Origin of the sequence: Aeromicrobium flavum (assembly GCF_007992115.1) — a bacterium.
Taxonomy (GTDB): domain Bacteria; phylum Actinomycetota; class Actinomycetes; order Propionibacteriales; family Nocardioidaceae; genus Aeromicrobium; species Aeromicrobium flavum.
Genome location: NZ_BJZQ01000005.1, coordinates 23052 through 47114, shown reverse-complemented (window position 1 = coordinate 47114; position 24063 = coordinate 23052). Strand labels below are relative to the sequence as shown.

Genomic DNA, 24063 nt, shown 5'->3' with positions numbered 1-24063 from the left:
GTCCGTCCCGCGTCACGCCCCGCTGCGAGCCCGCCGTCCCCCGACCGGACGCCGCGCCGGCTGCAACCACAGGACACCGCCGGGCGGCAGCTGGAGCACGGCCGACGCCGGCAGGCCGTGCCACGCCTCGTCGAGGGCCTCCACCGATCCGAGGTTCCCGACTCCGGAGCCCCCATAGATCTCGGCGTCGGTGTTGAGCACCTCGTTCCAGGTGCCTGCCTCCGGCAGTCCGACCCGGTAGTCGTGGTGCGGCTCGCCCGAGAAGTTGGCGACGCACGCCAGCTGCGATCCGTCCGCACCGAGGCGCAGGAAGCAGACGACGTTCCCGCTCGTGTCGCTGGCATCGATCCAACGGAACCCCTCGGGACGGCTGTCCGCCGACCAGAGCGCGGGATCCGCCCGGTAGTGCCGGTTGAGGTCGCCCACGAGGCGCAGGATGCCCGCGTGCAGCCGCTCGTCGAGCGCAGCCCAGTCGAGCGAGCCCGACTCCGCCCACTCGCTCGCCTGGCCGAACTCGCCGCCCATGAAGAGCATCTGCTTGCCCGGGTGCGCCCACATGAACGCCAGCAGTCCGCGGACACCGGCGGCCTTGTTCCAGTCGTCGCCCGGCATCCGCCCCCACAGCGATCCCTTGCCGTGCACGACCTCGTCGTGCGACAGCGGCAGGATGAAGTGCTCGCTCCAGGCGTAGTCGATCGAGAACGTCAGCTCGCCGTGGTGGTACGAGCGGTGGATCGGCTCGTGGCCGAGGTAGGACAGGGTGTCGTGCATCCAGCCCATGTTCCACTTGAAGCCGAAGCCCAAGCCGCCGCTGCTGGTCGGGCTGCTGACGCCGGGCCACGCCGTCGACTCCTCGGCCACCATGACGACGCCGGGGTGGTGCTTGTAGACGGTGGCGTTGAGCTCCTGCAGGAGCTGCACCGCCTCGAGGTTCTCGCGGCCGCCGTGCTGGTTGGGGACCCACTCCCCCTCGTTGCGCGAGTAGTCGAGGTAGAGCATCGACGCCACCGCGTCCACGCGGAGCCCGTCGAGGTGGAACTCCTCCAGCCAGAAGAGCGCGTTGGCGACCAGGAAGTTCCGCACCTCGGGTCGGCCGAAGTCGAAGACGTAGGTGCCCCAGTCGGGCTGCTCGCCGCGGTGGGGGTCCGGGTGCTCGTAGAGGGGGGTGCCGTCGAAGCGGGCCAGCGCCCACTCGTCGCGCGGGAAGTGCGCCGGCACCCAGTCGACGATCACGCCGAAGCCCCGCTGGTGCAGCCGGTCGACGAACCACCGGAAGTCGTCCGGGGACCCGAAGCGCGAGGTGGGCGCGTAGTACGACGTGACCTGGTAGCCCCACGATCCGCCGAACGGGTGCTCGGCGACGGGCATCAGCTCGACGTGCGTGAATCCGGTCTCGTCCAGGTAGTCCGCCAGCGCTTCGGCCAGCTCGCGATAGTCGAGCCCGGGGCGCCACGAGCCCAGGTGCACCTCGTAGATGCTCATCGGCGCATCGAGCCACACGGTCTCGTCGCGCCGGCTGACCCAGGCGTCGTCCGCCCAGGCGTGCCCCGGCTCGACGACCACCGAGGCGGTGGCCGGCGGGACCTCGGTGCCGAACGCCAGCGGGTCGGCCTTCTCGTGCCAGTGCCCGCCCCGGTCCTGGATCCGGAACTTGTAGCGGGTGCCCGCACCGACGTCCGGGACGAAGAGGTCCCACACGCCGGGTGCTCCGAGCGATCGCATCGCATGGTCGCCGCCACCCCAGCCGTTGAAGTCGCCCACGACCTGCACCGTACGGGCGTGGGGCGCCCAGACCGCGAAGGTCGTGCCCGCGACCGGGCCGTCCGGACCCTCGACCGTGCGCACGTGCGCGCCGAGCACCTCCCACAGCCGCTCGTGCCGGCCCTCGCCGATCAGGTGCAGGTCCAGCTCGCCCACGGACGGCGGCCAGGGATAGGTGTCACTCACGCGGTCACTCACCTTCGCTCAGGATCCGTTCGATCGATGCCATCGGCACGGTCAGCCAGTCGGGACGGTTGGCGTGCTCGTAGGCGACCTCGTAGACCGCCTTGTCGAGCTCGAGGGCACGGAGCAGCGCGGCGTCGTCCCGCGGGTCCTGGCCGGCGACCTTGCCGTACCCGTCACAGAACGCCGCCCGGTTCCGCCGGGCCCAGCTCATCGCCCTCGCGGTCGTCTCCGGGTCGTCGGGCTGGCCGACGAGCAGCTGCTGCGCGGCGTAGTCGAACGAGCGCAGCATGCTGGCGACGTCGCGCAGCGGAGAGGCCAGCGCCGCGCGCTCGGCGACGCTCGCCGCCGGCTCACCCTCGAAGTCCAGCAACAGCCAGCCGTTGACGGTGCGCAGGACCTGACCGAGGTGGAGGTCGCCGTGGACGGACTGCGTCGAGACCGGAACCGCGACGTCGGCGACCCGCTCGAGCACCGGACGCACGGCATCGGCGTGCCGCGCGAGCGCCGGCACCTGCGCGGACACGCGCTCGAGCCGAGCGAGCATGGAGTCCACCGCTCGCCGCACGTCGTCGGCGCCGGCCTGCTCGGTACCCAGGGCACGCGCCAGGTCGGCGTGCACCGTGGCGACCGCCTTGCCCAGTCGATAGGCCTCGCCGGCGAAGTCGCCGCCGAGCTCCTCGGGCGGGAGTCCGGCCGTGTCCGCCATGAAGTCGCGCACGCTGGTCGTCGCCATGACCCAGCCGTCCGCCGCGTCCGGCAGGAAGCGCTGCAGCATGCCGATGGTGACGTCCTCGCCGTCGACCTCGGCGCTGATCGATCCCAGCGGCTCCGCGATCTGCTGCGAGCCGAGCTCGTGGAGGGCGCGATGGAGGACCAGGTCCTTGTTGACGCCGGAACCGAGCTTGCGGAACAGCTTGAGGATGTGGTGGTGACCGTAGACCAACGACGTGTTGCTCTGCTCGGACGTGATGGGGTGCCCGCGCAGGCCGGTCGTCAGGTCGGCGCCGGGCTCGTGCTCGAAGGTCATCGAGCCGATACGCTTGCCCTCGGCGATGAAGTCCAGCAGGCAGGCGGTGAGGTCGGCATCGCCGCTGGCCTCGTAGCAGGTCCGTCCGTCCTCGAGCCCGATGGACGCGGCCGCGGCCACGTCCGGCAGCTGGGACTGCCGGCTGCCGATCAGGAGCTGGTAGAGCTCACGACGGTCGCCCTGCTCGACCCGGACGACCAGGTGCAGCAGCAGCGGGTCGCCGTCGAGCAGCGTGGTCCACGACACCGCGCTGACCGAGTCGATCTCGCGGTCCTTGCCGCCGAACCACCGCTGCGACGGCAGCCACTGCGGCAGGGCGGCCGCCACCTGGGCCGCCAGCTCGTCGTGGGGGATGCCCGACGGCTCGATGTGCTCGCTCATACCTGGCTCCTCCGCTCACCCTCGTCGCCGGTCTCGACCAACTGGAACCAGTAGAACCCGTGGCCGGGAAGTGTCAACAGGTACGGCAGCTCGCCGATCCTGGGGAATCGCACGCTCCCGGTCAGCTCGACCGGTGTGCAGCCGAGGTGCTCGGACAGGTCGAGCTCGACCGGCTGCGGGAACCGCGACAGGTTGTTGACGCACAGGACGACGTCCTTCAGGCCGTCCGGTCGCTCCCACACGCGCTGGTAGGCCAGCACGCTGGGGTTGGAGCCACCCAGGTCGACGAAGTCGCCCTCGGCGAAGGCGAGGTGCTGCTTGCGCACGGCGATCATCTGCCGCGTCCAGTTGAGCAGCGACGCGGCGTTGCCCTGTTGCGCCTCGACGTTGATCGCCTCGTAGCCGTAGGTCGGGTCCATGATCGGCGGGAGGTAGACGCGGCCCGGGTCGGACCGGGAGAACCCCGCGTTGCGGTCGGGCGACCACTGCATCGGTGTCCGCACCGCGTCACGGTCGCCGAGCCAGATGTTGTCGCCCATGCCGATCTCGTCGCCGTAGTAGAGCACCGGGGAGCCGGGCAGGCTCAGCAGCAGCGCCGTGAACAGCTCCAGCTGGTTGCGATCGTTGTCGAGCAGCGGCGCCAGCCGACGCCGGATGCCGATGTTGGCCTTCATCCGCGGATCGGTGGCGTACTCGCGGTACATGTAGTCGCGCTCGTCGTCGGTGACCATCTCGAGGGTCAGCTCGTCGTGGTTGCGCAGGAAGATGCCCCACTGCGCACCGCTGGGGATCTCGGGCGTCTGCGCCAGGATCTCCGAGATCGGGAACCGCGACTCCCGCCGCACGGCCATGAAGATCCGCGGCATCAGCGGGAAGTGGAACGCCATGTGGCACTCGTCGCCGCCGACCTCGGGATCACCGAAGTACTCCACGACGTCCGCGGGCCACTGATTGGCCTCGGCCAGCAGGATCCGACCCGGGTACTCCTCGTCGACCGCCGCGCGGACCCGGCGGAGGTACTCGTGCGTCCGCGGGAGGTTCTCGCAGTTGGTGCCCTCCTCCTCGAACAGGTACGGCACGGCGTCGAGTCGGAACCCGTCGATGCCGAGGTCGAGCCAGAAGCGCAGGACGTCCAGCATCGCCTCCTGGACCTCTTCGTTCTCGAAGTTCAGGTCCGGCTGGTGGCTGAAGAACCGGTGCCAGAAGAACTGCCCGCGCACCGGGTCGTAGGTCCAGTTGGACGCCTCGGTGTCGACGAAGATCACCCGGGCGTCGCTGTACTCCGAGTCGTCGTCCCGCCAGACGTAGTAGTCGCCGTAGGGACCGTCGGGATCGTTGCGCGACTGCTGGAACCACGGGTGCGCATCGGACGTGTGGTTGAGCACCAGGTCGGTGATGACCCGGATGTCGCGTTTGTGCGCCTCCTCCAGCAGGTACACGAAGTCGTCGACGGTGCCGAACTCGGGCAGCACGGCACGGAAGTCGCTGATGTCGTACCCGCCGTCGCGCAGCGGCGAGGCGTAGAACGGCGGGAGCCAGAGGCAGTCGACGCCGAGCCACTGGAGGTAGTCCAGACGGCCGGCCAGTCCTCGTAGGTCACCGGTCCCGTCCCCGTTGGAGTCGGCGAACGCCCGCACCAGGACCTCGTAGAACACGGCTCGCTTGAACCACTCGGGGTTGCTGGGCGCCTGCTCGGCGTGCCCGAAGTCGTCGGCCTGCGGCTCCGTCAGGGTGCCGTCGTCGGCGATCGACTCGCCGGTGTGGGGAATGTCGTCCAGTCCGGTCAGGGCCGCGTCAGGGACTGTCGTCGTGCGGGTGGTCTCGTCCGTCATGTCATCCTTCCGAGCGGTGCAGGCTGATGATGTGCGCGCACGCCCGGGCAGGGTCGAGGCGAACGTAGTTGGAGTCGGTCCAGTCGTAGGACTCGCCGGTGACCGCGTCGTGCGCGACCAGATGATCGCCGGCCGCGAAGCCCAGGCTCGGCAGGTCGAGCCACAGCGTGCCCTCGCGCGCCTCGTGCGGGTCGAGGGAGACCACGACGACGACCGTGTCGCCGGACGCCGGGTCCTGCTTGGAGTAGGCGATCAGTGCCTCGTGGTCGACCTCGTGGAAGCGCAGCGTGCGCATCTGCTGCAGCGCCGGATGGGCGCGACGGATCTCGTTGAGCCGGGTGAGCCACGGCTCCAGGGAGCGGCCCTCCGCGAGGGCGCCCGCGTAGTCGCGGGGGCGCAGCTGGAACTTCTCCGAGTCCAGGTACTCCTCCTTGCCGGGCCCGAGCGGCTCGTGCTCGAAGAGCTCGTAGCCGGAGTAGACACCCCACGTCGGGGCCAGCGTCGCGGCCAGCGCCGCCCTCAGGGCGAACATGCCCGGGCCGCCGACCTGCAGGTGCGCGGGAAGGATGTCCGGAGTGTTGACGAACAGGTTCGGGCGGCCCTCGTCCCACCGGTCGCGGTGGTCCTCGCCGAACTCGATGAGCTCCTGCTTCGTCGTGCGCCAGGTGAAGTAGGTGTAGCTCTGGGTGAAGCCGAGCCGCGCGAGTCCCCAGAGGCGCGCCGGACGCGTGAAGGCCTCGGACAGGAACAGCACGTCGGGATGCTCGCTCTTGACCGCGTCGATGAGCCAGGCCCAGAAGTTCGGCGGCTTCGTGTGCGGGTTGTCCACCCGGAAGATCCGCACCCCGCGCTCGACCCAGTGCAGCGTCACGCGCAGCATCTCGGCGTAGATCGTCTCGGGGTCGTTGTCGAAGTTGAGCGGGTAGATGTCCTGGTACTTCTTGGGCGGGTTCTCGGCGTAGGCGATCGTGCCGTCGGGCAGCGTCGTGAAGAACTCCGGATGGGCCTCGACCCACGGGTGGTCGGGTGCGACCTGCAGCGCCAGGTCCAGGGCGATCTCCAGGCCCAGCGCCTGCGCCCTCGCCACGAGGGCGGCGAAGTCCGCCTCGCCACCGAGCTCGGGGTGGAACGCGTCGTGTCCGCCCTCGCGCGCACCGATCGCCCACGGCGAGCCGGGGTCGTGCTCGCCCGGCGTCAGCGTGTTGTTGGGTCCCTTGCGGTTGACCCGGCCGATCGGATGGATCGGCGGGAGGTAGACCACGTCGAAGCCCATCGCGGCGACCCGGTCGAGCTCGGCGGTCGCCGTGGCGAACGTGCCGTGGACGGGCGCGCCCTTCTCGTCGACGCCTCCGGTCGAGCGGGGGAAGAACTCGTACCAGGACCCGAACGCCGCACGGGTCCGATCGACCCAGATCGTGCGCGTCGGACCGGTGGTGAGCGCCTCGCGGACCGGGAAGTCATGCATGAGCTGCCGGATCTCGGGGGCCAGGGCCGGCCCGGTGCGGGCGCCGAGCGGGAGGTCCGCGGCACGCAGCGCGGTGGCGGCTCCGGCCAGCGCCGGCTGGTCCGTCCTGAGCTCCTTGCGGGCGGCCACCTCGTCCAGCAGGCGGGCTGCGAGCTCGAGGTCGTTGGCGAGCTCGTCGGCCGTCTGGCCGGCGGCGAGCTTCACCTCGATCGCGTGGAGGACCGTCGCCCACGGATCGCCCCACGCGTCGACGCGGAACGTCCAGCGCCCGACGGCGTCCGGGACGATCACCGCGCCGAAGCTGTCGAGTCCCTCGCCCTGCTCAGCCATCCGGACCCGGCGGTCGCGCCGCTCCCCCGGCCCGCGCCAGACCACGTCGCACCCGACGGCGTCGTGGCCCTCACGCCACACGGTCGCGGTGACCGGCACGTGCTCGCCCACGACCGCCTTCGACGGGTAGGTGCCGTCGCCGGAGACGGGTCGGACGTCGTCGATGCCCATTCGGCCTGTCATGCAGTGGACTCCCGTCGGTCGATCGTGTCGGTGCTCCCTACCCACCGTGGTGCACCCCTTGCCCACCCGCAACATGCAGGCTCGGCAGGGGCCGTGCCGTCACCGGACGGCGGACGGCTCGGTCGTGCTGACGGCCACTCGTTCGAGGGCGAAGAGCACCTCGCCGTGGACCGGGGGCGCCTCGTCGCCGAATCGGCAGGCCACGCGGAAGCGGCCTCGGTGCATCACCAGCCAGGAGCCGTCGGCGGCCGACTCGACCTCCAGGTCGCTCAAGGAAGGGTCGGAGAGCTCCGGATGCCGCCGTCGCAAGGCGATGAGCGCGCGGTAGACGTCGAGCATCTCGCGGTGCGCGGCCTCGGCGAGCTCGCTCCAGTCGAGCGTCGAGCGCTCGACCGTGGCCGGGTCCATCGGGTCGGGCACCTCGGACTCTCCCCAGCCGTGCCGGCCGAACTCGCGGCGTCGCCCCGTGCGGACCGCCTCGGCCAGCTCGGGATCGGGGAACGACGCGAAGAACTGCCACGGGGTCGACGCCGCCCATTCCTCGCCCATGAAGACCATCGGCGTGTAGGGGCCGAGCAGCACGATCGCGGCGGCGCAGGCCTGCAGCGCCGGAGGGACGGAGGCCGAGATGCGGTCGCCCGTGGCGCGGTTCCCGATCTGGTCGTGGTTCTGGAGGTAGGCCAGGAACGCCGTGCCGGGAAGCTCCTCGACGTCGACCGGCCTGCCGTGCGTCCGTCCGCGGAACGACGACCAGGTCCCGTCGTGGAAGAACGCCCCGCGCAAGGTCTTGGCCAACGCGTCCGGCGCGGCGAAGTCGGCGTAGTACCCGTGGGTCTCGCCGGTCAGCCGGACGTGGAGTGCGTGGTGCAGGTCGTCGGACCACTGGGCGTCCATGCCCAGGCCGTGACTCGCGCGCGGGCGCACGGTCCGGGGGTCGTTGAGGTCCGACTCCGCGATGAGCGTGAGCGGCCGACCCAGGGCGTCCGCCGTCCGCTCGGTCTCGGCGGACAGCTCCTCGAGGAGCGGCAGTGCTCGCGTGTCGGCCAAGGCGTGGACGGCGTCGAGCCGCAGCGCGTCGACGTGGAAGTGCTCGAACCACGCCATCGCGTTGTCGAGCACGTAGCGGCGCACCTCGTCGGACTGCGGCCCGTCGAGGTTGAGTCCCGGCCCCCAGTCGTTCTCGCCGGCGAAGTAGGGACCGAACCGGTCGAGGTAGGCGCCCGACGGCCCGAGGTGGTTGTAGACGACGTCGAGCACGACCCCGAGGCCCCGCGCGTGACATGCGTCGACGAATCGCTTGAAGCCGTCCGGTCCGCCGTAGGGCTCGTGCACCGCGCCCCACAGCACGCCGTCGTACCCCCAGCCGGCGGTGCCGTCGAACGAGTTCACCGGCATCACCTCGACGAGGTCGATGCCCAGGTCGACGAGGTGATCGAGCCGCTCGATCGCCGCGTCGAACGTCCGGCCCGCGGTGAAGGTGCCGATGTGCAGCTCGTAGACCACCGAGCCCGCGAGTGAGCGGCCCGGCCAGTCCTGGTCGGTCCATGTGAAGGCAGCGTGGTCGTAGACGCGGGAGGCGCCGTGCACGCCGTGCGGCTGCCAGGTCGAACGGGGGTCGGGCAACGACGTGTCGTCGTCCCCGAGCAGGAACGCGTAGTCGGTTCCGGCAGGCGCCTCGACGTCGGCGTGCCACCAGCCGGACGCGTCGCGACGCATCTCGTGGACGTCGCCGTCGACCTGCACCCGGACGCGCTCGAGCTTCGGCGCCCAGACCGCGTACGTCATGCCGGGCGGGTCTCGGGCGACACGGTCTTGGCCGGGTCGGTCTCGGGCAGGTCGCCGAGCACCTCGTCGACCGCCTCGAGCACGCCGGCATCGAGCCGCAGTCCGGCGGCCGCGGCGTTCGCCGTGACCTGCTCCGGACGCGAGGCACCGACGATGGCGCCGGCGACGTTGTCGTTGGCCAGCACCCAGGCGACGGCCAGCTGGGCCAGCTCGACGCCGAGGTCGTCGGCGATCGGCTTCAGCCGCTGCACGGCCTCGAGCACCTCGTCGCGCATGAAGCGCGAGATCATCTGCGCGCCGCCCTTCTCGTCCGTGGCGCGCGAGCCCTCGGGCGGGGCCTGGCCGGGCTGGTACTTGCCGGTGAGGACGCCCTGGGCGATCGGCGACCAGACGATCTGGGAGACGCCGAGCTCGCGGGAGGCCGGCACGACCTCACCCTCGACGACGCGCCACAGTATGGAGTACTGCGGCTGGTTGGAGATGAGCTGGAAGCCGAGGTCCTGGGCGAGCGCGTGACCGGCGCGCAACTGCTCGGCGTCCCACTCGCTGACGCCGATGTAGAGCGCCTTGCCGGCACGGACGACGTCGGCGAACGCCTGCATCGTCTCCTCGAGCGGCGTCTCGTGGTCGTAGCGGTGCGCCTGGTAGAGGTCGACGTAGTCGGTGCCGAGGCGGCGCAGGCTCGCGTCGATGCCCTCGTGGATGTGCTTGCGCGAGAGCCCGACGTCGTTCTTGCCCTTCGGGCCGACCGGCCAGTAGACCTTCGTGAAGATCTCCAGCGACTCGCGGCGCTCGCCCTTCAGCGCTTCGCCGAGCACCGTCTCGGCGGCGCCGTTGGCGTAGACGTCGGCGGTGTCGAAGCTGGTGATGCCTGCGTCGAGGGCGGCCCGCACGCAGGCGAACGCCGCGTCGTTCTCCACCTGCGACCCGTGGGTCAGCCAGTTGCCGTAGATGATCTCGCTGATCTTCAGGCCGCTGCGGCCCAGGTACCGGAACTCCATGCGTCAAGGCTAGGTGCGGGCGGCGACGACGGCGCGGTGACGACGGCGCGGCTGGTGAGGACCCACGCCGGACGGGCCGGATGAGTCACGTGCGAGTCACCAGGGCAACGGGGTACACGGCCGTCAGGTCGTCCAGCGGCACCTGCGGTCCGGAGTGCTCGCGGCCGGTCAGGACGTCGGTCCAGGTACCGGCACCGAGCTCGAGTGCGGCGTCCTGCCAGCCTCCGGACGCGGCCAGCGCGCCACTGCGCACCGTCGCGACGGCGACCAGGTCCGGGTGCCGCAGGAAGGCCAGCGCGTGGCCTGCCGCCGCGCCCGTCGCCGGGACGTGCTCGAAGCCCTCGAACAGGTCCGGCCGGTCGCGGCGCAGGCGCAGGACGCGCGCGGTGAGCAGCAGCTTGGCCGCTCCCTCGTCGTCGATGTCGGGCTGCCAGCCTCCGTCGATGCGCCCGAGGAGGTCGCGCCGGGCGGCATAGCCGACCGGGCGCCTGTTGTCGGGGTCGACGAGCGAGAGGTCCCACAGCTCGGTGCCCTGGTAGACGTCCGGCACCCCCGGCCCGGCCAGCTGCAGCAGCTTCTGGCCGAGCGAGTCCGACCAGCCGAGCGGACGCAGCCGGTCGACGAACCCCTCGACCTCGCTCGACAGCTGCTCGTCCTCGCGGACGCGAGCGGGCCACGCGCGCACCTGCTCCTCGAACGCCTCGTCGGTCTCGGTCCAGGTCGTGCGCACCTTTCCTTCGCGGGCGGCCTTGAGCAGGTAGTCGGCCAGCCTCTCGTCGGACGCCGGCCAGGCCGCGACGAGCGTCTGCCAGGCCAGGGCGTCCAGCGACGGCTCGTCGAGGCCTGCCCGACCGGACCAGTCGACGACGGCGTCGCGCCACGTGTCGCCCAGCTGGGAGAGCGCGTTCATGCGTGCCCGCGTGTCCTCGGACCGCTTGGTGTCGTGCGTCGTCAGCGCCGTCATGGCGGCGGGCTCGTGCTGGGCGCGGCGGGCCGCCGCGTGCTCCCAGCCCTCGCGGTCGTGGGCCCACCAGCCGCCGGTACCGCCGACCTCGTTGGCCGCAGCGAACGTCGTCGCGCGGTAGAACGTCGTGTCCTCGGTGCCCTTCGCGACGACCATGCCGGACGTCTGCTGGACGCGGATGGCGAGCTCGCCGTGCGGGTCGTCGACGACCTGGGCGTCGAGCGAGTCCAGGGCCTCGGCGAGGTCGGGCCGTCGTTCACGGGCCGTGCCGATCGCGGCCGCCCAGTCGTCGGCGCCCTCGGGCAGGTAGGAGCGGTAGACGCGGTGGGCCACGAACGTCTCGGCGACCGCCTGGCGCGCCGCCTCGGGGTCGACCCCCACAACGAGCGCGGCGATGCGTCGCACCTCGGCAACGAGGATCGTGTCGGTGACCATGCGACGCGCGTCCGTCTGCACCGCCTCGAAGTCGGCCGGCACACCGAGCCGCTCCCCCGCCCCGGCGAGGGCGTCGCGCCCGGCCTGGTCGAAGAACGCCCCGGCCACCTCGTTGAGGGCGTCATAGCCGGTGGTGCCGTCGACCGGCCAGGACGCCGGCAGGTGCTCACCGGGGTGAAGGATCTTCTCGACCACGATCCACGCGCCCGGCGCCCGCTCGCGCAGCCGCCGGGCGTACGCCGTCGGGTCGGCCAGGCCGTCGGGGTGGTCGATGCGCAACCCCGTGACCAGGCCCTCCTCGACCCACCGCAGGATCTCGCCGTGGACGGCGTCGAACACGTCCTCGAGCTCGACCCGGACCGCGGCCAGCGAGGTGATGTCGAAGAACCGCCGGTACCCGAGCTCGGTGTTGCCGCGGCGCCAGCCGACCAGCTCGTAGTGCTGGCGGTCGTGGACGTCCTGGGCGCTACCGCCCTCGGTGCCGGGCGCCACCGGGAAGCGGTGGTCGTAGTAGGCCAGCTGCCCGCCCTCGAGCCGCAGCTCGGCCACGTCGGCGTCGTCGCCGAGCACCGGCAGGAGCAGCCGCGGACGCGACCAGTCGACGTCGAAGTAGTGCGCGAACGACGACTCGCGGCCGTACGTCAGGACGTCCCAGAACCACGGGTTCGCGCTGGGCACCTCGACACTCATGTGGTTCGGGACGACGTCCACGACCAGACCCATGCCGCGCTCGCGCGCCGCCTCGCCGAGCCGGCGCAGGGCGTCCGGACCGCCGAGCTCGGCTCGCACCCGCGTCGGGTCGGTGACGTCGTAGCCGTGGGTGGAGCCGGGCGTCGCCTCCATGACCGGCGACAGGTACAGCGCGCCGACGCCGAGGTCGTGCAGGTACGGAACGACCGCCAGGGCATCGTCCAGCGTGAAGCCCGGGTGCAGCTGCAGGCGGTACGTCGAGGACGGAGCGGTCATGGTCAGACTCGCTCCAGCACGACGAGTGAGCGGTCGGGAACCGTGAGGGTCGCACCGGCGCCGAACGTCTCCGCGCCCGGCTGCTCGACGGCACCGGTCGAGCTGTCGACGACGACGCGCCAGTCGCTGCCGTAGTCGTCGCCGGGGAGGATGAAGTCCACCGGCTCGCTGTGGGCGTTGAACGCCAGCAGGAACGAGTTGCCCCTGACGCGCACGCCTCGGGCGTCGCGGTCGGCGATCGCGTTGCCGTTGAGGAACACGGCGATCGACTTGCCCAGGTCGTCGTCCCAGTGCTTCTCCTCCATCTCGTCGCCCGCCGGGGTGAACCAGGCGATGTCCCGCAGGCCGTCGGTCTTGCGGACCGGCTTGCCCTCGAAGAAGCGGCGGCGACGGAACACCGGATGCCGCTTCCGGAACGCCGTCAGGGCGGCGGTGAACTCCAGCAGCGCGCGCTCCTCCGCGCGGGAGTCCCAGTCGACCCAGCTGACCTCGTTGTCCTGGCAGTAGACGTTGTTGTTGCCGTACTGGGACCGGCCGAGCTCGTCGCCGTGGAGGATCATCGGCACGCCCTGGGACAGCAGCAGGGTGGCCATGAGGTTGCGGCGTTGGCGGCGGCGCAGCTCGAGCACCTCGGGATCGTCGGTCGGCCCCTCGACTCCGCAGTTCCACGAGCGGTTGTCGTCCGCGCCGTCGCGGCCGTCCTCGCCGTTCGCGTCGTTGTGCTTGTCGTTGTAGGTCACGAGGTCGTTGAGCGTGAACCCGTCGTGCGCCGTGACGAAGTTGATCGAGGCGTACGGCCGTCGTCCGTTGTCCTGGTAGAGGTCGGACGACCCGGCGATGCGCGAGGCGAACTCGCCCAGCGTCGCGGGCTCTCCACGCCAGAAGTCGCGGACGGTGTCCCGGTAGAGGCCGTTCCACTCCGTCCACAGCGGAGGGAAGTTGCCGACCTGGTACCCGCCGGGACCGACGTCCCACGGCTCGGCGATGAGCTTGACCTGGCTGACGACCGGGTCCTGCTGGACGAGCTCGAAGAAGGTCGCGAGCTTGTCGACGTCGTAGAACTCCCGGGCGAGGGTCGCGGCGAGGTCGAAGCGGAAGCCGTCCACGTGCATCTCGGTCACCCAGTAGCGCAGCGAGTCCATGATGAGCTGCAGCGTGTGCGGGTGACGCACGTTGAGCGAGTTGCCGGTGCCGGTGTAGTCCATGTAGTGCTGCTCGTCGTCCTCGACGAGCCGGTAGTACGCACAGTTGTCGATGCCGCGCATCGACAGCGTCGGCCCGAGGTGGTTGCCCTCCGCCGTGTGGTTGTAGACGACGTCGAGGATGACCTCCATGTCCGCCTGGTGCAACGCACGCACCATGCCCTTGAACTCCTCCACCTGGCGTCCCGGGTGGGCGGCGTACTCCGCGTGCGGGGCGAAGAAGCCGATCGTGTTGTAGCCCCAGTAGTTGGTGAGGCCCTTCTCGGCCAGGTAGTGGTCGGTCAGGAACTGGTGCACGGGCAGCAGCTCGATCGCGGTCACGCCGATCGACTTCAGGTGCTTGACGATGGCCGGGTGGGCGATGCCCGCGTACGTGCCCCGCAGCGCGTCCGGCACCTCGGGATGGGTCATCGTCAGGCCCTTGACGTGGGCCTCGTAGATCACCGACTCGTTGTACGGCGTGCGCGGCCGCCGGTCGTCGCCCCAGTCGAAGTAGGGGTTGATGACCACCGAGTACGGGACGTGACCGGCCGAGTCCTCGTCGTTGACCTCGTCCGGGTTGTCGAGGTCGTACGCGAACAGCGACGGGTCCCAGTCGACCGAGCCGGAGGTCGCCTTGGCGTACGGGTCGATCAGCAGCTTGGCGGGATTGCAGCGGGACCCGTTCTCCGGCTCGTACGGGCCGTGCACGCGGAAGCCGTAGCGCTGGCCGGGAGCGACCCCGAGCAGGAACCCGTGGTGGACGAAGCCGTCGACCTCCTCCAGGCGGACCCGCGTCTCGGTGCCCGCCTCGTCGAACAGGCAGAGCTCCACGAACTCGGCCGCCTCGGAGAAGACGGCGAAGTTGGTGCCGGTCCCGTCGAAGGTGGCGCCGAGCGGATAGGACGATCCGGGCCAGGGTTGCACGAGCTCTCCTTGTGATGAGGGGGTGTCGTTCACGTGGACGGGCGCGAGGCCTGCAAGGGGGTGGTGCAGGCACGTACCCGGTCGTCGGCGAAGAACTGGTCGAGGTCCATCGGCAGACGGATCCTCCAGTTGGGGTACTCGTCGACCGTACCCGGGAGGTTCGGCTGCTGCACCTGGCCGGACGCGTCGGCCGGCGAGCTGAGGACCAGCCGGGACGAGGCGCGGGCGATCACCGCGTGCAGCGCGACGACGAGATCGTCGTCCGGGACTCCTTCGGCCCGCAGCAGGTCGAGCATCGCTTCACGGTCGGACTCGGCCTCGGCGTAGGCCTCCTCGGCCGTCCCGGCGAGCAGGCCGAGATCGGCCTGGATGCGGACGCGCTCGTCCTGCAGCCAGCCGGCGACCGTCGGCAGGTCGTGGGTGCTGATGCTGGCCATCGTCTCGGGCTCCCACTGTTCGGGCGGCACGTGCGGCTGGCCCGGCGCCTCCCAGTCGCGCTCGAACCACAGCACGGCCGAGCTGAGCATCCCGCGCTCGTGCATCGTCTCGGTCACCTCGTCCTCGACGGTGCCGAGATCCTCCCCCACCACCACTGCCCCGGCCCGGTAGGCCTCGAGGGCCAGGATCCCGAGCATGACGTCAGCGTCGTAGTGGACGTAGGTGCCACGGTGTGCCGGCTCGCCCGGCGGGATCCACCACAGGCGCCACAGTCCGGCGATGTGATCGACGCGGATGCCGTCCGCGTGGCGCAGGACGCTGCGGATCACGTCGCGGAAGGGTGCGTAGCCCGACTCGGCGAGCTTGTCCGGCCGCCACGGAGGCAGTCCCCAGTCCTGGCCGAGCGGATTGAACGCGTCGGCGGGACACCCCACGCGGACGTCCGAGGCGAAGGACTCCTGCAGCGCCCAGGCGTCCGCGCCGCCCGGGTGCACGCCGACGGGCAGGTCGTGCACGATGCCGACGGCCATCCCGGCGTCCCGGGCCGCCGACCGGGCCTCGTCGAGCTGCTCCCGGCACAGTCGCTGCAGCCACGCGTGGAAGGCGACGCGATCCGCGAGGGAGCGCTCCGCCTCGGCCACGGCCCCGCCGATCGGGTTCCGCAGCTCCTCCGGCCACTCGCGCCAGTCGGCACCGTGCACCTCCGCGAGGGCGGAGAAGGTGGCGAACATCAGCAGGTCAGGGTCGATGTCGGCCTGGGTGTCGATCCCCGTCGCCCACAACATCTCGCAGGCGGCCAGCTTGGCGGCCCAGACCTCGTCGTAGTCGATCAGCCCGGTGTCGTGGTCGGGCGCCAGCGCCAGCACCGCCGCCCGAGTCTCGTCGTCGGCCGCCCGGAACGCCGCCGTCTCGGAGACCCGGAGGTAGAGCGGGTTGGCGTACCGGCGGCTGGACGGCGAGTAGGGAGAGCGCTCCAGGGGTCGCGTGGGCATGAACGCCTGGACCGGGTTCACGAGAAGGACGCCCGCACCCTGCTCCGTCCCGGCGCGTCGCGCCATCTCGGCCAGGTCGACGTAGTCCCCCATCCCCCAGGACCCGCGCGAGTGCAGCGCGTACAGCTGGAGCATCCAGCCCCACGTGCGCGGGACCTCGGGCATGCGGCCCGGAGCGACGATCACCGTCACCTCCTGGGTGTCGGTGACCAGCCGGTGCCACCCCAGGGGAAGGTCGTCGGCGAGTCGGTCGACCTGCGACGACGTGCCGTCCTCGAGCACCAGCGTCGCCGCCACCTCCAGCTCACGCGTCGTGCCGGCGGTCAGGACGATCGTCGGCGGCAGGGAGGTCCGCGCCTGCTCTCGTCGCACCGCGTCGAGCTCGCGCTGGATCGATTCCGGGCTGCTCGCGTCCACGCCGAGCTGGGCCAAAACCGCGACGACGACCTCGGGGGCCACCTCGACCATCTCGCGATCGGACCCGCGGTACCGCGTCGCGACGTGGTGGGCGGCGGCCAGCTCCGCCAGCTCGGAGGAAGTCGTCACGCGTTCCAGCATGGTGGCCTCACCCCGGCCCCGCCAGCCGAGTGACGGTGAACCGCGACGACCTCCAGCCGACATCCGGCCCCGGGTTTGTCTCGGCGCGCGAGGGGCGGGACAGTGGCCCCATGGTGACCAGGGACCGCGACGAGGAGGGCCGGCCGCGCCAGGCCAGGCCGCGCGACGAGCTCGGCCGACCGCTGCCGTACGGCGCTGAGGGGGTCGATCCGGTCTCCGAAGACCCGTTACCGCCCCTGGAGACGGTGCGGTTCGCCCTCGAGCTGTTGGACCGCGGGCGGCCGTTCTCGGCCCACGAGGTCTTCGAGGCCCGGTGGAAGGACGCTCCGGGAACCGAGCACGACCTCTGGCAGGGGCTCGCGCAGTTGTGCGTCGGGCTGACCCACGCCCTGCGCGGCAACACCATCGGCGCCGGGCGGCTGCTCGAGCGCGGCAACGGCCGGCTCGAGCGTTACGCCGCCACCGGCGGTCCGACGTACGGGCTGGACCTGACGGAGTTCCGGACGCGGATCCACCGCGCGGCCGGCCCTGCCTGACCTCGGGCGGCGAAGACGCCTCCCCGACGACGGATCAGACCGCGACGCGGCCGGGCGCGCGTCTACGCGCCGGGACGGGTCGCAGCGTCGTGTCGAGGTCGGTGCGCAGGGTCGTGATGGAGTCGAGGACGTAGTTCTGACGGACCTGCCACGGTCGTCGGTCGCCCTGGCGCGGGAAGGCGTCGATGGCGCGCTGGACATAGCCCGATGACAGGTCCAGCAGCGGCTGGGGCGTCAGCTCAGCGTCGGGAGCAGGCTCGACCGCGCGGTGCCCGTTGCGTCCCATCCAGTTGATGACCTTGCAGACCAGGCGATGCGTCAGGTCGGCCCTCAGGGTCCACGAGGCGTTGGTGTAGCCGATGCAGATGGCGAAGTTCGGGATCCCGGTGATCATGGCGCCGTTCCAGACGAACTGGTCGGAAAGGACGACCTGTTCGCCGTCCACGCTCGGTCGGATCCCTCCGAACGCCGACAGCCGAAGGCCTGTCGCAGTGACGATGATGTCCGCCTCGAGGATGCGCCCCGACCGCAGCAGGATCCCCTCGGGGACGAACCGTTCGATGTGATCGGTCACGACCTCGGCACGGCCGGACGTGATGGACCTGAACAGGTCGCCGCCGGGGACGGCGCACAGCCGCTGGTCCCAGGGGTCGTACGGCGGGGTGAAGTGCGCAGCGGTCTGATCCTCGCCCACGAACTTGGCCACGTTGGCCGTCAGCACCGTGCGGGCCTTCTCGGGCCAGCGACGGCAGAACTGGTACACGGCGGTCGAGAAGGCGATGTTCTTGGCGCGAACGGCGCGGTGGGCGACCTTCGCGGGCAGGACGGACTTCAGGCGCTCGGCGAGCTTGTCGGTGGACGGCACCGCGCTGATCCAGGTCGGCGTTCGCTGGAGCATGGTGACGTGCGCGGCCGCCTCGTCGCCGGCGAGCATCGCGGGCACCAGCGTCACGGCGGTCGCTCCCGAACCGATCACCACCACCCGGCTGCCGTCGTGGTCGAGATCCGTCGGCCAGAACTGGGGATGGACGACTCGTCCCGTGAACGTCTCCGCCCCGGGGAACTCCGGAGCCTGGGGGTCGTCGTAGTCGTAGTAGCCCGCGCAGGAGTAGAGGAAGCCGCACGTCATCGAGCGCCGGTCGCCGGTGGTCGTGTCCTCGATGGTCAGGGTCCAGTGTCCGGACTCGGTGTCGAAGTCGGCGTCGACGACCTTGCTGGCGTACCGGATGTGCTCCTCGATCCCGAACTCGTCCGCGGTCTCGCGGATGTACTCCAGGATCGACGCTCCGTCAGCCAGCGCCTTCCCGTCCCGCCACGGCTTGAAGGAGTACCCGAGCGTGTACATGTCCGAGTCCGAGCGGATGCCCGGGTAACGGAACAGGTCCCACGTGCCACCGAGGGCGGTGCGACCCTCCAGGATCGTGTAGCTGGTGCCGGGTGCCTCGGTCTGGAGGCGGTAGGCCGCCCCGACACCGGACAGACCCGCTCCGACGATGACGACGTCGACGTGGTCAGACGGGGTCTGCTCTCGCGTGCTCATGCGTCGAGCATGACCTGTCCCGGCTGCGCAGACTTGACCTGAGGCGACAACTACTTGACCCTGAACGACATGGCTCTGATCCGCTCGGCTGGTATCCGTGGGTTCGCCGACCTCGTCTCCGAGCACGGCGGGGATCCGGAGGACCTCGCCCGGCGCGTGCGGCTGCCCGTGGAGGCGCTGCGCAGCGACGAGATCCTCGTGGAGGAGCTCGCCCTCGGTCGAGTGCTCGAGCTGGCCGCGGCCGAGCTCGATCTGCCCGACCTCGGCCTACGGGTCGCCCAGAGGCAGGACTCCTCGATGCTCGGCCCCCTGGCCGTCGCCATCGGCAACTCCCCCACGGTCGCGGAGGCCCTCGCCTGCACGTCTCGGTACCTGTTCGTCCACGCGCCCGGACTCAGCGTCGAGATCGTCCCCGATCCCCACGGTGCGGCGGGCGTCATCGCGATCCAGTACTCCACGCCTGCCGGTGGCGGCGCCTTCCGCCAGGGCATCGACTCCGGACTGGGATTCCTGCACCGCGCCATCGGCGAGTTCGTCGCCGGTCCCTATGGACTGCGCTCCGTCGAGTTGCCGCACCTGCCGATCAGCCCGCTGGCGCGTTACGAGGAGTTCTTCGGCGCCCGGGTCAGGCCGGGCCGACCACGAGCCCTGTTGCGCGTCCCGAGCTCCTTGCTGACCCGATCCCTCGACCGAGCCGACACGGTCGTTCGCGACCTCGCACTCGAGCACCTGCAGCGGTACACCGCGATCCCCGGGGACATCGCGCCGCGGGTCGAGTCCACGATCGAGCAGCTGCTCGGCACGGCACCTGTCGACATCGACTCGACAGCCGCGATCCTCGCCATGCACCCTCGCACCCTGCAGCGTCGCCTCGCTGGCGAAGGCACGTCCTTCGCCGCGCTGCTCGACGCCCAGAGACAAGCCAAGGCACGCACTTACCTGACGGCGACCACCATGGCGATGAGCCAGATCGCCTCCGCGCTGGGCTTCTCGGAGCAGTCCGTGCTCAGTCGGTGCTCACAGCGCTGGTGGGGATGCTCACCGCGCGAGGTACGGCGGCGTTCGCGGGCTGGCACCCGGTCGGGGCTGACCCCGAAGTGAACCTGCTCGTCGGTGAGGTCGCCTCGATCCGCGGGTTCCACGTCCTGCAGTTGGTCTACCTCGTGACAGGTGCGCTCGTCGTGGCTCTCACCCCGGCCCGCGAGTAGATCCCGCTCCTCGACGCACCCGAGAAATGACGAAAGCCCCGGTCTCCCGGGGCTTTCCGTTGTCGGGCTGACAGGATTTGAACCTGCGACCCCCTGTCGAAGCCGAGCTCTATACGAGCCGACACGCTGGGTACCGAGAACTGCGGAATTCCCTTCAATGGTAGGGATGATCCCCTTGAGTCACTTCCGACGATACCCGAGTACCGGCGAGGCGCGCTGGGCCAATCCGGACACCAAATGGCCACTGATCGACCAGACCGATCGATCGCCGCCAGCCTGCGGGTCCTGGGAGGCGAACGTGAACCCGGCCCCGTCGGAGACCGTCGGCCGCCTAATCTCATCTGAAGCTGGGAATCCGCGGCTACGTCAACTGTCGAGGTCACCGATCAGTCGTGCGCCGGCGGGCGGACCCATCGTTCCTCGATCCGGAACACTCTCCACGCCAACGTCGACACGGCCCACGCCGTGATGAAGAAGGCGACCATCGCGTACCCGACGAGGTCCATGTTGATCCGCGCCAGCATGGCGACAGGCCCGTCATTGATCTCGGTGTGCTCTGCCACCAGCGCACTGATGACGATGACTCCGATCACCAGAGCCGCCACGACGGACAGCAGCGTGACGACGAGGTTGTAGTAGACCTTGCGAACCGGCGCCTCAAACGCCCACCCGTAGGCCGTCCTCATGAAGACACCGTCGATGGTGTCGAACAGGCACATGCCCGCGGTGAAAAGGATCGGCAGCGACAGGATCGCGTACCAGGGAAGGGTCAGCGCGGCTCCGCCGGCGAGGGCGAGCAGGGAGACCTCCGTGGCGGTGTCGAAGCCCAGTCCGAACAGCAGGCCAACCGGGTAGAGGTGCCTGGGTCGCGTCACCGATCGCGTCAACGGTCGGAGCACTCGAGCGATCAGGCCGCGCCGGTTGAGTTCGTGCTCCAGTGCGGCCTCGTCCAGTTTCCCATCACGCATGGTGCGGAACAGACTCGCGATCCGTGCGAGCGAGATGAGATTGATAAGCCCCATGGCGATGAGGAACAGCCCGGCCACCGTGGCGCCAATCGCTCCTGCCACCAGCTGCAGCTCGGACGCGTCGTCGCTGACCTGCCCGATCAGGGACCGAACTCCGATGGCCAGCAACACGCAAAGGCCCATCACGACGCTTGAATGTCCCAGCGAGAACCAGAAGCCCACCGAGAGCGGGCGCCCACCCTCCGCCACCAACTTGCGGGTCGTGTTGTCGATCGCCGCGATGTGGTCGGCATCGAAGGCATGCCGCATTCCCAGCGTGTAGGCCGTGACGCCGAGCCCAATGCTGAAGAACGCGCCGTTGGAGAGGCGGACGTCCTGTCCCGCCGCGATCACCAGCAGCGCGATTCCCACGACGTGCAGGACGAGGATCGTGCCCCCCATGGCCGCCAGGAGCGGGAGGTCCTGCCGACTCAGCTTCGACTGACTCGCCTTCGCTTGGTCCACCTACGTGCCCTCCTGATCTGCCGAAATCCCGACGAGTCACTGGCGTCATCGTCACACAACTGCACTCGCACTCGTTCTCCCGTCCTGACCGGAACCCGGACCCCGAGTGAGCGCGCCACTTGCTGTCGAGTTCCCTTGATACGTTATTCCAAAGATTACTGGATAAGGGGTGAAGAGGTGAACACAACGGCATTCGACGAGCTGGCAGTCGTCGGCAAGGCATTCGGCAGCCCGAAGCGGCTCGAACTCATCGACCTCCTGGCCCAGGGCGAGCGAACGGTCGAGTCTTTGGCGAAAGCAGCGGACATGGGACTGACCACCGTGTCAGCCCACCTGCAGGTCCTCAAATTGTCGAACCTCGTCCAGTCGCGACGCGAGGGCACCAAGATCCACTACAGCCTCGCGGGTGACGACGTTCTCGAGCTCTACGACGCCATGCGAACCGTCGCCCGCACTCGGTCGCCGCAGGTTCAGCGTGCCCTGGAGTCCCACCTCGGCGTGCCCTCGGGCGACGAGGTGGGCATCGTCACCCGCGAAGAGCTGATCGGCCTCCTCGAGAGCGGCGAGGCAGTCGTCCTGGACGTGCGGCCCGCTGAGGAGTTCGCTGCGGGACACATCCCCGGTGCTCGCAGCGTGCCCCTTGCCGAGGTCATCGCGCGCGCTTCCGAGCTGACGGGTTCGGAGGATGTCATCGCCTATTGCCGCGGCGCGTTCTGCGTCATGGCGCACGACGCTGTCCGCCTCCTGTCAGGCGAGGGCGTCCAGGCCCGGCGACTCGAGGACGGCATGCTCGAATGGCGAAGCCACGGGCAACCCGTTGAGGTCGGCCGATGATGACGCGCGCCCTTAGCCGGTGGCCGCTGCGGCGTTGGCTGACGGCCGCGGTGGTCGCCCTCCTGGTGATGGCCGTCATCGCGATTCCGACGGCCATGGTGGAGACACCGTTCTTCAGTCGCGAGATCCCGAGTCCGTGGTGGGCATGGCCGTCACTTGCGGTTTCCGGCGTTCTCGCCGGGCTGCTGGCTGCTACGTACGTCGCGGCCCCCGCGGGGATGGCTGACGAGGCCAGAGCACGACGCGGGGGTTGGGCCGGCGGATTCCTGACATTCTTCGCTGTCGGCTGCCCGGTCTGCAACAAGCTCGTCCTCGTCGCACTGGGCAGCGCCGGCGCGATCACCTGGTTCGAGCCGATCCAGCCGATCCTCCAACTCGTCGCGGTCGCCCTGCTGCTCTGGGCGCTGCGCCAACGGCTTCTCGGCGAGATCGCCTGCGCCGTCCGAACCCAGGAAGGTACCCATGTCCGACACCCGTAAGATCCCGGTCCTACCGATCGTCATCGCCCTCGGCGCCGCGGTAGCTTTGATGCTCGCTGTCGCAAGTGGCGGCAGCGGAGCCGGCGACGAGAGTCCGGCCACCGTCACCTCGTCCGAGAACGCGGGCAGTTCCCAGCTCACCGAACTCGCGCGGCGCAAGGCCGACGATCCCATGGCGCTGGGCGACGTCGACGCCCCCGTCGTGATGATCGAGTACTCGGAGTTTCAGTGCCCCTTCTGCGGAAAGTACTCGCGAGAGACCGCACCGAAACTCGTCGAGAAGTACGTCGACCAAGGCCTGCTGCGGATCGAGTTCCGAGACTTCCCCTACTTGGGGGACGAGTCCGACCTAGCAGCACGCGCAGCACGAGCCGCGGCCGAACAGGACAGCTTCTGGCCGTTCCATGAGCGGCTCTTCGCCGAGCAGCCACCGCCCAACAGTGGCCGCCTGGACCGCGAACGCCTCAGCGGCATCGCGAAGGACCTCGGACTCGACACCGACCGCTTCTTGAAGGACATGGACTCCGACGAGGTCGCGGCAGCGATCAAACGCGACCGCGACGAGGGCATGGCCATCGGTGTCACGGGGACGCCCGCGTTCCTGATCAACGATCGGGTGCTGATGGGTGCCTTGCCCACCGAGGACTTCGTGGAAACGATCGACGCCGCGATCAAGGACGCCCGTGGGTGAGGTAGGGCTCCTGGCCGCGCTGGCGGCCGGAGTCCTGGCACTGTTGTCTCCTTGCAGTGCGCTACTGCTGCCATCGTTCTTCGCCTATGCGTTCGGGAGCACGGGAGCCTTGGTGGGGCGAACCGCGTCCTTCTACCTCGGCCTGCTCCTGACTCTGGTGCCGCTCGGGCTCGGGGTCAGCGCTGCATCTCAGCTGTTCTACGGCCATCGGCCAGTGCTCATCACGATCGCCGGGTGGACGATCATCGCACTTGGGGTGTGGCAATTGCTGGGCCGGGGCTTCTCCATTCCGTTCGTCTCCGCTCTCCAGAGCCGCGTGGCCGCGCACGGCGGATCCTCCCACCTGGGCACCGTGGCCCTCGGTGCCGTCTACGGACTGGCCGGATTCTGCTCCGGACCCGTGCTGGGCGCAATCCTCACGATGGCCGCGACGCAGTCGTCCGTCTGGCACGGAGGCCTGTTGCTTGCCGCGTACGCGCTGGGAATGGCAGCTCCACTGCTGGTGCTCGCCGCGCTGTGGGACCGCTTCGACTTGGGCCGGCGCCGCTGGCTGCGCGGTCGCACGATTGAACTCGGGCCCCTGCGCCTGCACACGACCTCACTGCTGTCAGGGCTGCTCTTCGTCGTCATCGGCGTGCTCTTCCTGCGCTTCGACGGCACCGCGGGAATCACCGGATTCCTCGGGTTCGGCGACACCACGGACATGGAGTTCGACGCCCAGCGTGCCGTCAGCGATCTTGCGGCGTCCGTCCCGGCGTGGGTCCTGCCCGCGGTCGTTCTGGCGGTCTCCTCGTTCGTGGCCTGGCGCCGCATGAAACGCACCGACACACCTGCAGCGCGGTGACCGGGTCCGGCATGATTGACACGGATCAGGTCGGCGAGCGAAGGAAG

The 24063-nt window shown here is 70.1% G+C and carries 17 protein-coding genes; 6 read left to right on the top strand and 11 right to left on the bottom strand.

Features of this window, described 5'->3' with window-relative positions; genetic code table 11:
• Window positions 1-12: 12 nt before the first annotated feature.
• The 9 genes from glgB to malQ all read right to left on the bottom strand — a co-directional run bounded on the left by glgB (window position 13) and on the right by malQ (window position 16400).
• Window positions 13-1947: a 1,4-alpha-glucan branching protein GlgB gene (gene glgB, locus AFL01nite_RS06905; protein ID WP_246119625.1), complete on the bottom strand. Its 1935-nt coding sequence runs from the start codon at window positions 1945-1947 to the stop codon at window positions 13-15.
• A 4-nt stretch (window positions 1948-1951) separates the two neighbouring features.
• The gene (locus AFL01nite_RS06900) at window positions 1952-3355 is read right to left on the bottom strand and encodes a maltokinase N-terminal cap-like domain-containing protein (RefSeq protein ID WP_186813853.1); all 1404 of its coding nucleotides are present in this window, start codon (window positions 3353-3355) and stop codon (window positions 1952-1954) included.
• Entirely contained in the window at window positions 3352-5187 is a 1836-nt protein-coding gene (gene treS, locus AFL01nite_RS06895) for a maltose alpha-D-glucosyltransferase (RefSeq protein ID WP_146826780.1), read from the bottom strand. The genes AFL01nite_RS06900 and treS overlap by 4 nt, the downstream gene beginning before the upstream one ends.
• A 1-nt stretch (window position 5188) precedes the next feature.
• Entirely contained in the window at window positions 5189-7165 is a 1977-nt protein-coding gene (locus AFL01nite_RS06890; RefSeq protein ID WP_146826778.1) for a maltotransferase domain-containing protein, read from the bottom strand.
• Between the two features lie 99 nt (window positions 7166-7264).
• A complete protein-coding gene (treZ, locus tag AFL01nite_RS06885; RefSeq protein WP_146826776.1) occupies window positions 7265-8950 on the bottom strand; it encodes a malto-oligosyltrehalose trehalohydrolase in 1686 nt (561 codons plus the stop codon).
• On the bottom strand, window positions 8947-9951 hold the full coding sequence (locus AFL01nite_RS06880; protein ID WP_146826774.1) for an aldo/keto reductase family protein: 1005 nt from the start codon (window positions 9949-9951) through the stop codon (window positions 8947-8949). The genes treZ and AFL01nite_RS06880 overlap by 4 nt, the downstream gene beginning before the upstream one ends.
• Before the next feature lie 85 nt (window positions 9952-10036).
• Window positions 10037-12316 carry a malto-oligosyltrehalose synthase gene (treY, locus tag AFL01nite_RS06875; protein WP_146826772.1) on the bottom strand — a complete coding sequence of 760 codons (2280 nt, stop codon included), beginning with the start codon at window positions 12314-12316 and terminating at the stop codon, window positions 10037-10039.
• Between the two features lie 2 nt (window positions 12317-12318).
• Window positions 12319-14424 carry a glycogen debranching protein GlgX gene (glgX, locus tag AFL01nite_RS06870; protein WP_146826770.1) on the bottom strand — a complete coding sequence of 702 codons (2106 nt, stop codon included), beginning with the start codon at window positions 14422-14424 and terminating at the stop codon, window positions 12319-12321.
• Window positions 14425-14453: 29 nt separating this feature from the next.
• The gene (gene malQ / locus AFL01nite_RS06865) at window positions 14454-16400 is read right to left on the bottom strand and encodes a 4-alpha-glucanotransferase (RefSeq protein ID WP_222593426.1); all 1947 of its coding nucleotides are present in this window, start codon (window positions 16398-16400) and stop codon (window positions 14454-14456) included.
• A gap of 122 nt (window positions 16401-16522) precedes the next feature.
• Here malQ and AFL01nite_RS06860 point away from each other — a divergent pair, with 122 nt between their 5' ends.
• Window positions 16523-16948 carry a DUF309 domain-containing protein gene (locus tag AFL01nite_RS06860; RefSeq protein ID WP_146826766.1) on the top strand — a complete coding sequence of 142 codons (426 nt, stop codon included), beginning with the start codon at window positions 16523-16525 and terminating at the stop codon, window positions 16946-16948.
• Window positions 16949-16982: 34 nt separating this feature from the next.
• On the opposite strand, the gene AFL01nite_RS06855 is transcribed toward AFL01nite_RS06860, so the two are convergent.
• Window positions 16983-18488: a flavin-containing monooxygenase gene (locus AFL01nite_RS06855; protein WP_146826765.1), complete on the bottom strand. Its 1506-nt coding sequence runs from the start codon at window positions 18486-18488 to the stop codon at window positions 16983-16985.
• 69 nt (window positions 18489-18557) lie between these two features.
• On the opposite strand from AFL01nite_RS06855, the gene AFL01nite_RS06850 reads away from it, so the two are divergent.
• Complete coding sequence (locus AFL01nite_RS06850) at window positions 18558-19589, top strand: AraC family transcriptional regulator (protein WP_146826763.1); 1032 nt, start codon at window positions 18558-18560, stop codon at window positions 19587-19589.
• A gap of 493 nt (window positions 19590-20082) precedes the next feature.
• On the opposite strand, the gene nicT is transcribed toward AFL01nite_RS06850, so the two are convergent.
• A complete protein-coding gene (gene nicT, locus AFL01nite_RS06845; RefSeq protein WP_344709490.1) occupies window positions 20083-21168 on the bottom strand; it encodes a Nickel transporter NicT in 1086 nt (361 codons plus the stop codon).
• A 135-nt stretch (window positions 21169-21303) separates the two neighbouring features.
• On the opposite strand from nicT, the gene AFL01nite_RS15465 reads away from it, so the two are divergent.
• The 4 genes from AFL01nite_RS15465 to AFL01nite_RS06825 all read left to right on the top strand — a co-directional run bounded on the left by AFL01nite_RS15465 (window position 21304) and on the right by AFL01nite_RS06825 (window position 24016).
• Window positions 21304-22002 carry an ArsR/SmtB family transcription factor gene (locus tag AFL01nite_RS15465; RefSeq protein ID WP_246119624.1) on the top strand — a complete coding sequence of 233 codons (699 nt, stop codon included), beginning with the start codon at window positions 21304-21306 and terminating at the stop codon, window positions 22000-22002.
• Window positions 21999-22481 carry a hypothetical protein gene (locus AFL01nite_RS06835; protein ID WP_146826758.1) on the top strand — a complete coding sequence of 161 codons (483 nt, stop codon included), beginning with the start codon at window positions 21999-22001 and terminating at the stop codon, window positions 22479-22481. The genes AFL01nite_RS15465 and AFL01nite_RS06835 overlap by 4 nt, the downstream gene beginning before the upstream one ends.
• A gap of 172 nt (window positions 22482-22653) precedes the next feature.
• Window positions 22654-23172 (top strand): DsbA family protein, encoded by a 519-nt coding sequence (locus AFL01nite_RS06830; RefSeq protein WP_246119623.1) that lies wholly within the window; start codon window positions 22654-22656, stop codon window positions 23170-23172.
• Window positions 23108-24016, top strand: a complete 909-nt coding sequence (locus tag AFL01nite_RS06825; protein WP_307724453.1) for a cytochrome c biogenesis CcdA family protein — start codon at window positions 23108-23110, stop codon at window positions 24014-24016. The genes AFL01nite_RS06830 and AFL01nite_RS06825 overlap by 65 nt, the downstream gene beginning before the upstream one ends.
• Window positions 24017-24063 lie beyond the last annotated feature (47 nt).

Excerpts from the sequence above, each read along its gene's own strand:
- AFL01nite_RS06850 (WP_146826763.1), top strand. The coding sequence starts at position 18,558 with ATGGCTCTGATCCGCTCGGCTGGTATCCGTGGGTTCGCCGACCTCGTC.
- AFL01nite_RS06860 (WP_146826766.1), top strand. The coding sequence starts at position 16,523 with ATGGTGACCAGGGACCGCGACGAGGAGGGCCGGCCGCGCCAGGCCAGG.
- AFL01nite_RS06890 (WP_146826778.1), bottom strand. The coding sequence starts at position 7,165 with ATGACAGGCCGAATGGGCATCGACGACGTCCGACCCGTCTCCGGCGAC.
- AFL01nite_RS06900 (WP_186813853.1), bottom strand. The coding sequence starts at position 3,355 with ATGAGCGAGCACATCGAGCCGTCGGGCATCCCCCACGACGAGCTGGCG.
- treZ (WP_146826776.1), bottom strand. The coding sequence starts at position 8,950 with ATGACGTACGCGGTCTGGGCGCCGAAGCTCGAGCGCGTCCGGGTGCAG.
- AFL01nite_RS06880 (WP_146826774.1), bottom strand. The coding sequence starts at position 9,951 with ATGGAGTTCCGGTACCTGGGCCGCAGCGGCCTGAAGATCAGCGAGATC.
- AFL01nite_RS06835 (WP_146826758.1), top strand. The coding sequence starts at position 21,999 with ATGATGACGCGCGCCCTTAGCCGGTGGCCGCTGCGGCGTTGGCTGACG.
- AFL01nite_RS06830 (WP_246119623.1), top strand. The coding sequence starts at position 22,654 with ATGGCGCTGGGCGACGTCGACGCCCCCGTCGTGATGATCGAGTACTCG.
- treY (WP_146826772.1), bottom strand. The coding sequence starts at position 12,316 with ATGACCGCTCCGTCCTCGACGTACCGCCTGCAGCTGCACCCGGGCTTC.
- treS (WP_146826780.1), bottom strand. The coding sequence starts at position 5,187 with ATGACGGACGAGACCACCCGCACGACGACAGTCCCTGACGCGGCCCTG.
- AFL01nite_RS06855 (WP_146826765.1), bottom strand. The coding sequence starts at position 18,488 with ATGAGCACGCGAGAGCAGACCCCGTCTGACCACGTCGACGTCGTCATC.